Origin of the sequence: Bacillus marinisedimentorum, assembly GCF_001644195.2 — a bacterium.
In the GTDB taxonomy this organism is placed as follows: domain Bacteria; phylum Bacillota; class Bacilli; order Bacillales; family Bacillaceae_O; genus Bacillus_BL; species Bacillus_BL marinisedimentorum.
Map to the genome: position 1 here is coordinate 147,002 of NZ_LWBL02000016.1, position 6,950 is coordinate 153,951.

General features: G+C 52.5%; 7 protein-coding genes. All 7 read left to right on the forward strand.

The features are described 5' to 3' along the window. Position 1: 1 nt before the first annotated feature. The 7 genes from A4U59_RS05425 (at position 2) to A4U59_RS05455 (ending at position 6,873) form a co-directional block, all read left to right on the forward strand. Positions 2-673, forward strand: a complete 672-nt coding sequence (locus A4U59_RS05425; protein WP_066176247.1) for a DUF1028 domain-containing protein — start codon at positions 2-4, stop codon at positions 671-673. After that, on the forward strand, positions 673-1,692 hold the full coding sequence (locus A4U59_RS22190; protein WP_066176250.1) for an ABC transporter ATP-binding protein: 1,020 nt from the start codon (positions 673-675) through the stop codon (positions 1,690-1,692). Before A4U59_RS05425 ends, A4U59_RS22190 begins: the two co-directional genes overlap by 1 nt. Next, positions 1,682-2,674: an ABC transporter ATP-binding protein gene (locus tag A4U59_RS05435; RefSeq protein WP_083270669.1), complete on the forward strand. Its 993-nt coding sequence runs from the start codon at positions 1,682-1,684 to the stop codon at positions 2,672-2,674. The genes A4U59_RS22190 and A4U59_RS05435 overlap by 11 nt, the downstream gene beginning before the upstream one ends. Before the next feature lie 183 nt (positions 2,675-2,857). Next, positions 2,858-4,477, forward strand: coding sequence for a gamma-glutamyltransferase (ggt, locus tag A4U59_RS05440; protein WP_066176253.1), 1,620 nt, complete (start codon positions 2,858-2,860; stop codon positions 4,475-4,477). 79 nt (positions 4,478-4,556) lie between these two features. Next, positions 4,557-5,147 (forward strand): chromate transporter, encoded by a 591-nt coding sequence (locus A4U59_RS05445; protein WP_066176256.1) that lies wholly within the window; start codon positions 4,557-4,559, stop codon positions 5,145-5,147. Beyond that, positions 5,144-5,674 carry a chromate transporter gene (locus tag A4U59_RS05450; protein ID WP_066176258.1) on the forward strand — a complete coding sequence of 177 codons (531 nt, stop codon included), beginning with the start codon at positions 5,144-5,146 and terminating at the stop codon, positions 5,672-5,674. Before A4U59_RS05445 ends, A4U59_RS05450 begins: the two co-directional genes overlap by 4 nt. Positions 5,675-5,985: 311 nt before the next feature. Next, entirely contained in the window at positions 5,986-6,873 is an 888-nt protein-coding gene (locus A4U59_RS05455; protein ID WP_066176260.1) for a DUF1028 domain-containing protein, read from the forward strand. Positions 6,874-6,950 lie beyond the last annotated feature (77 nt).

Genomic DNA, 6,950 nt, shown 5'->3' on the forward strand with positions numbered 1-6,950 from the left:
TATGATTGAATTGAATACATTTTCACTGACGGCCCGCTGTCCGGAAACCGGCATGCTCGGTGTGGTGATTTCAACCGCGCGCCCGGCTGTCGGTTCCCTTGCCCCGTATGTAAAAGCGGGAGCCGGCGCGATTGCAACCCAGGCCCTCGTCAATCCGTTTTATGGAATTGATGGACTGAAGCTTTTAGATGAAGGAAAAAATCCCGGTGACGTCGTGAAGCATGTCACAGCAGCAGACGAAGACCGGGAACGGCGCCAGCTGGCAATTGTCGATGCAAGCGGCAATACCGCCGCCTTCACTGGCCGGGACACCGTTCCGTGGCAGGGCCATATCGAAGGAGAACAGTTTGTCGCGGCCGGCAATATGCTGACCGGTCCTGAAACATTGGAAAAAATGGCCGAAACGTTCACTGCTTTGCAAAAAGATGAACCATTTGAAATCCGTATGCTTGAAGCGCTGAAAAGCGGACAGAACGCAGGAGGCGATAAGCGCGGCAAACAATCAGCCGCCCTCTATATCGCAGCCGAAGAGGAGTATCCATATATCGACCTCCGTGTCGATGAACATGAAAATCCTGTCCAGGAATTGTTCCGGATCTATGAAGTATGCCGGAAGGACTTATTTCCATATACAACTAATATGCCGAAAAGAAAGCAAGGGGGTCTTGATTAATGGGAAAAAAATTATTGGAAGTCAACGATCTCCAGGTGTGCTTTGAAAATAAAAAGAAACAAAAAACGTGCATCGTGGAAGGTATCGGCTTCAGTGTGGAACAGGGAAAAACACTCTGCCTCGTCGGTGAATCAGGATGCGGCAAAAGCCTGACATCGCTGTCGGTCATGGGGCTGCTGCCGGATTCAGGCAAGGTGACCCGGGGCGAGATCCTGTTAAACGGGGAAAACCTGGCCGAAAAATCGAAAAAGGAAATGAGCAAAATCCGCGGCAACAACATTTCGATGATTTTCCAGGAACCGATGACGTCACTGAATCCGGTCCACAAAGTCGGCGACCAGATCGCTGAAGCGGTCATCCGCCACCAGAATGTGAGCAAAAAAGAAGCAAAAGTGCGGGCGGTCGATGCTCTCAGAGATGTCGGGATCCCGTCACCGGAAGAGCGCTACCATGCTTATCCGCACGAACTGAGCGGCGGCATGCGCCAGCGCGTCATGATCGCGATCGCGCTGAGCTGCAACCCGGATCTGCTTATTGCCGATGAACCGACTACCGCACTTGATGTGACAATCCAGGCGCAAATTCTTGACCTGATGAAAGACTTGCAGAAAGAACGGGACATGGGCATCATCATGATCACCCATGACCTTGCCGTCGTCTCGGAAATGGCCGATGACATCCTCGTCATGTATGCAGGCAAAGCGGTGGAAAAGTCGACAAGTGATGCATTGTTCGAAAATCCGCTGCACCCGTACACACAGGGATTGATGCAGTGCATTCCGGATGTCGACGGGGAACAGAAGGAGGAACTGTTCGTCATCAAAGGCACGGTTCCGTCCCCTGATAAGATGCCGGCCGGCTGCCGATTCGCAGATCGCTGCCCGTTCGCAAAAGAGATGTGCAGAAACGAAGCGCCGCCGCACGTGCAATATAACAGCGAACAAAGTGTCAGCTGCTGGAAGTATACCGAAAAATGGAAACTGGAACCGGAAACGGAGGTTGAAGCCATTGGCAGTTAGTGCGTTGAAAACAAAGCCTGATAACTTAATGGAAGTCACTGATTTGAAAAAACACTTTCCGGTTGGGAAAACCGGTTTTTTTGCTAAAGAGCAGCAGGTCGTAAAAGCGGTCGACGGTGTCAGCTTCAATTTGAAAAAAGGTGAAACGCTCGGCATCGTCGGCGAGTCAGGCTGCGGAAAGTCGACAATGGGCCGGGCCCTCCTCCGTTTGCAGGAACCGACATCGGGTAGCCTGTCTTTTGAAGGTGAAGACCTGAACGCATATACGTCCAGGCAGCTGCGCGAAAAACGGAAAGACCTGCAAATCATTTTCCAGGATCCATATGCATCACTCAATCCAAGAATGTCTGTCGGCGCGATGCTTTCTGAAATCGTGGAAACTCATAAAATCGTTCCGAAAAAAGAAGTTCAAAACTATGTCAATCAGCTGCTGGTCGAAGTCGGACTGACCCCTGATCACTTCCACCGCTTCCCGCACGAGTTTTCCGGCGGCCAGCGCCAGCGCGTCGGTATTGCCCGCGCCCTGTGCGTCAACCCAAAGCTGATCGTCTGCGACGAAGCGGTATCCGCACTTGATGTGTCGGTACAATCGCAGATTCTCAACCTGCTGCAGAAGTTGAAAAAACAGCATGACCTGACGTATCTTTTCATCTCCCATGATCTAAGTGTCGTCAAGCATATCAGCGACAGGGTCGGCGTCATGTATCTCGGAAAAATGGTGGAGCTTTCGTCAAAAAAAGACTTATATGACAACCCGCTGCATCCTTATACAAAAGCACTTTTATCTGCCATTCCGTCAACGAAAAAAGACAGCAAACGGGAGCGGATCGTCCTGCAGGGTGATGTGCCGAGCCCGCTGAGCGTGCCGAGCGGCTGCCGCTTCCATACGCGCTGCCCGCTTGCAGAGGATGTTTGCAGGCAAAAGGCGCCTGAGTTCAGGGAAGTCGGCGATGAACATTTTGTTGCCTGCCACCTTGTGTGAAAAAGAGGAAATCCTTTTGCGTTCCCAGAAGATAATTTAACAGAGACGCATTTTAATAGAAAAGGTGAGTCACAACGGGCCAACCCGGAACCCGGTTTGTCCCCGGAAAGTGACGTGCTTTTATCAAGAGGAAGTACAAGCAGAAAAAAGATGTTAAATCTCATTGAACCAGAGGAGGAGCAAATGTTGAATCACGATTATTTATCCTATCCTTATTCGTCCCAGCGCATGGCAACCTTCGCCAGGAGCGGCATGGTGGCGACATCCCAGCCGCTTGCCGCCCAGGCCGGGCTTGATATTTTGAAAAAAGGCGGCAATGCGGTTGATGCTGCAATCGCAACCGCGGCGGCCCTCACCGTCGTCGAACCGACTTCAAACGGAATCGGCGGCGATTCTTTTGCACTCGTATGGATGAAAGAAGATGAGAAACTGTACGGATTGAATGCGAGCGGCCCGTCGCCGCAAACCATTTCCATCGATGCTGTAAAGGAAAAGGGGCATGAAGAAATCCCGAAATACGGCTGGGTGCCTGTAACTGTACCGGGTGCGCCGGGATCATGGGCGGAGCTGTCAAAGCGCTTCGGGAAGCTGCCGCTGACAGAAGTGCTGCAGCCGGCGATCGATTACGCCGAAAACGGCTACCCGCTTTCACCGATACTCGCAAAGTACTGGAACCTGGCGTTTGACCGGTTTAAGGAACAGCTTACAGGGGAAGAATTCAAGCCATGGTTTGATACGTTTGCGCCTGGAGGAAAAGCGCCGGGCATCGGCGACATGTGGAAATCTCCGGGCCATGCGGCAACATTAAGATCGATCGCCGAAACAAACGGGGAATCGTTTTACCGAGGCGAACTTGCCGATAAAATCGATGCGTATTCCAAACAGCACGGCGGATTCCTTTCAAAAGAGGATCTGGCGGCTTATAAGCCGGAATGGGTCGAACCGATCAAAGCCAATTACCGCGGCTACGATGTATGGGAAATCCCTCCGAACGGCCAGGGGCTTGTCGCGCTGATGGCGCTGAACATGCTGAAAGGGTGGGACTACACTGAAAAGGACAGCGTTGAAACGTATCATAAACAGTTCGAAGCCATGAAGCTTGCCTTTACCGATGGCCAGCAATACATTACCGAACAGGAAAAAATGTCAGCTGCGACAGAGGGCTTGCTTTCTGATGAATATGCGGAGCAGCGCCGCTCCCTCATCGGGGAAAAAGCGTTGACGCCTGAGCCGGGCAATCCGCCGAAGGGCGGTACCGTCTATCTTGCTGCGGCAGACGGTGAAGGGAATATGGTATCATTTATCCAGAGTAACTATATGGGCTTCGGCTCAGGGATCGTCGTGCCGGACACCGGCATCGCCCTGCAAAACCGCGGCCATAACTTCTCGCTTGACCCTGAACATGACAACCGGCTGGAACCGGGCAAGCGCACGTACCACACGATCATTCCCGGCTTCCTGACAAAAGGAAATGAAGCGGTCGGCCCGTTCGGTGTCATGGGCGGATTCATGCAGCCGCAGGGCCATGTCCAGGTCGTCATGAACATGATCGACTTCGGGCTCAACCCGCAGGCAGCCCTTGATGCACCGCGCTGGCAATGGATGGAAGGGAAAAAAATCCTCGTTGAACCGGACTTCCCGAACGACATCGCCCAGGCGCTCGCCCGCAAAGGCCACAAAGTCGAAGTTTCGCTCGACAAAGGCCCATTCGGCCGCGGCCAGATCATCGTGCGCGACCCCGAAACCGGCGTACTCTCCGGCGGCACCGAAAAACGGACAGACGGATCAGTTGCAGCGTGGTAAATACAGGTGACAGGTACCTGTCGATGTATGTCGACATTCGACAAGTGACAGGCACCACCCGAAAAAAGGATTGGATTGTATGAAACAGTTGAATTTATTCATGGCGTTTTTCCGCGTGGGGATGCTCGGTTATGGCGGCGGGCCTTCATCGATTCCGCTCGTGCATAAAGAGGTCGTGGAAAAGTACAAGTGGATGACCGATGAGGAGTTTGGTGACCTGCTGGCGCTCGCCAATACATTGCCGGGACCGATCGCGACAAAAATGGCCGGCTATATCGGGTACCGTGTCTCCGGCATTATGGGGATGATTAACGCTGTTCTGGCGACCATTTTCCCGACGATTGTGCTCATGATTGTGCTGCTGAGCTCGCTCCGCGCGTTTAAGGACCAGCCGTGGGTGGCAGGCATGACGGAAGCGGTCATGCCTGTTGTCGGCGTCATGCTCGCTGTTCTGACCTGGCAATTTTTACAGAAGGCGCAGACCGGCCTCGGCTGGGCAAAGACATTGCTTCTTGGTGCGGCAAGTGTCGTCCTGCTTGAATTTCTCGGTATCCATCCCGGAATATTAATCGCCATTTTACTGATTTACGCACTGGTGAAACCGGTCAAAGAAGCCGGTAAGACGAACAAAGAGCAGACAGCTGCGGCGGAAGGGAGGAAGATGTCTTGATTTACTGGGAGATTTTTCTCGCCTTTTTCATTCCGGGCATTCTCGGGTACGGCGGCGGTCCGGCATCAATTCCGCTCGTCCAGAACGAAGTGGTCGGTAATTACGGCTGGATGACGGTGGCCGAATTCAGTGAAGTGCTGGCCCTCGGCAATGCGCTGCCGGGACCGATCGCAACAAAGATGGCCGGCTACATCGGCTATCAGCAAGGCGGCATCCTCGGTTCGGCTGTCGGTATTTTTGCGACCGTTGCCCCGTCTCTCATTCTGATGATTGCGCTATTGGGTCTTCTTTATAAGTTCAAAGATTCACCGAAGGTTAAAAACATGACGATGCTGATCCGCCCGACAATTGCGGTTCTGCTCGGCGTGATGGCATACGAATTTTTCTTCAACTCATATGAAGCAAGCGGCACGCTTCAGCTCGTCCTGATCGCTGCGGCAAGCTTTTTGCTGCTTGAGAAATTCAAGGTGCACCCGGCATTTGTCATTGTCGGCGCACTCGGGTATGGCGCGATCTTCCTGGCGTGATTGGAACAGCGCTTCCCGCAAAACTAAATCGGAAAAAAAGCAGAGGAAACGGGAGGCGTGATTCCCGGCCTCTGCTTTTTTAGCTGTTAAAACAGCGGTTTTTTGATAAAAAGATGCGCTGGCATTACCCGGCTGATGACATAATCCTTGCCTCCTCAGAAGGAAGGGACGTACGGACCCAGCCATGCGGGCACCTTGCGCTTCTGGTTTGTGCCTGATTGGGAATGGCCGATCCTTGCAGGAAAAAACAGGAGGGAAGCGAATACCTTCTATATAAGTAGTGCGGAAATCAGATGGAGGGAGAGGAAACAATGAAACAGATACCAAACGATCTAGTGGCCACTTTTTCAATTGTAGGATTCGATCCGGAAACAGGGGAACTCGGCATTGCAGTGCAATCAAAATTCCTCGGAGTCGGTGCGGTTGTTCCGTGGGCGAAGGCGGGCGTCGGCGCTGTGGCGACCCAATCTTATGCCAATACAAGCTACGGGCCGGAAGGACTTGAATTGATGGCTTCCGGGAAGACGGCGCAGGAAACACTCGATATGCTGACCGGGGAAGATGCGGAACGGGAACTTCGGCAGGCTGGCATTGTTGATGCAAAAGGGAATGCTGCCACATTCACAGGGTCGGAATGTTATGACTGGGCCGGCGGAATAACTGGCAGCCATTATGCCGCTCAGGGAAACATCCTTGTCAGTGAAGACACAGTGCAGGCGATGGGCAAGACATTTGAGCGGACGCAGGGCTCACTTGCCGACCGGCTGTTGAACGCATTGGATGCCGGCCAGGAAGCGGGTGGCGACAGCCGCGGAAAACAGTCGGCAGCCTTGCTCGTGGTCAAAGAAAAAGGGGGATACGGCGGATTCAACGACCGCTACATTGACCTCCGTGTTGATGACAACCATGAACCGATCAAAGAGCTCATGCGCATTTACCGGCTCCAGCAGCTCTACTTTTCCGAACCGAAACCAGAAAATATTCTTACCATCGAAGGTGAACTCAAGGAAGAACTGATCACCCAGCTGAAGCGCCTCGGCTACCTTGAAGACATGAACCACTACACAGAAGAAGAATGGCATGAGGCTCTCACCACATACATGCACACCGAAAACTTCGAAAACCGTGAAATCGGACAGGGGAAAATCGACCGCGAAGTATTTGAATATATGAAAGAACAGCCTACAATGCATTTTTAAGCATATAAAATTGCCTGGCAATTGCCAGGCAATTTTTCAGCTTGTAGAGAAACCCCGTGTTTTCTACAAGCTTTTTT

Bases quoted from the DNA above. Each gene is read 5' to 3' on its own strand.
- A4U59_RS05455 (WP_066176260.1), top strand. From the start codon at position 5,986: ATGAAACAGATACCAAACGATCTAGTGGCCACTTTTTCAATTGTAGGA.
- A4U59_RS05445 (WP_066176256.1), top strand. From the start codon at position 4,557: ATGAAACAGTTGAATTTATTCATGGCGTTTTTCCGCGTGGGGATGCTC.
- A4U59_RS05425 (WP_066176247.1), top strand. From the start codon at position 2: ATGATTGAATTGAATACATTTTCACTGACGGCCCGCTGTCCGGAAACC.
- ggt (WP_066176253.1), top strand. From the start codon at position 2,858: ATGTTGAATCACGATTATTTATCCTATCCTTATTCGTCCCAGCGCATG.
- A4U59_RS22190 (WP_066176250.1), top strand. From the start codon at position 673: ATGGGAAAAAAATTATTGGAAGTCAACGATCTCCAGGTGTGCTTTGAA.